Origin of the sequence: Shewanella surugensis (genome assembly GCF_023284005.1) — a bacterium.
Classification (GTDB): domain Bacteria; phylum Pseudomonadota; class Gammaproteobacteria; order Enterobacterales; family Shewanellaceae; genus Shewanella; species Shewanella surugensis.
The window spans coordinates 1-525 of the sequence record NZ_JAKIKS010000377.1 but is presented as its reverse complement, the minus strand read 5'-3'; the positions used below and the strand labels follow the sequence as shown (position 1 = coordinate 525).

The following is a 525-nucleotide window of genomic DNA, read 5'->3' as shown; positions in this document are numbered from 1 at the left end:
AGAGACGCCAAAGATAAATAGAATAATTTATCTTTGGCTTTTTTTAGCCCGTTCTTTAACAATTTGGAAAGCTGATAGTGTTAATGTGAAAGGGACAGTGACTTACTTGTAGGTTGTTGTTTATAGCATTAGCGCGAAATAAAAAATTGAGTTCTAAACACTTAAACATTAAGTGTCTTGTTATTTATTGCTTCGGCAATAAATAACGTATTCTAATTTTGGCGAAAGTAGAAACCATTAGTTACGATATAACATAAAGTGTCATTGATTTGTTTACCCAATAAATCAAGCGCAGAACATCGCTTGTTAGGCAAAGCTGTGAATTGAACGACGAATGAGTGTAGCAGCGCTACAGGATTGAGAAGTGAGGTTCGCAATGCAGCATAACAAGATGATAGGCAAGCGAAAAGACTCATTAGAGTTGTATGGTTAAGTGACTAAGCGTATATGGTGGATGCCTTGGCAGTCAGAGGCGATGAAGGACGTAGTAACTTGCGAAAAGCGTTGGCGAGCTAGTAACAAGCA

At 37.7% G+C, this 525-nt stretch carries 1 rRNA gene; it reads left to right on the top strand.

The features are described 5' to 3' along the window. Positions 1-427 precede the first annotated feature (427 nt). Positions 428-525, top strand: a 23S ribosomal RNA gene (locus L2764_RS27600); the annotation flags it as partial.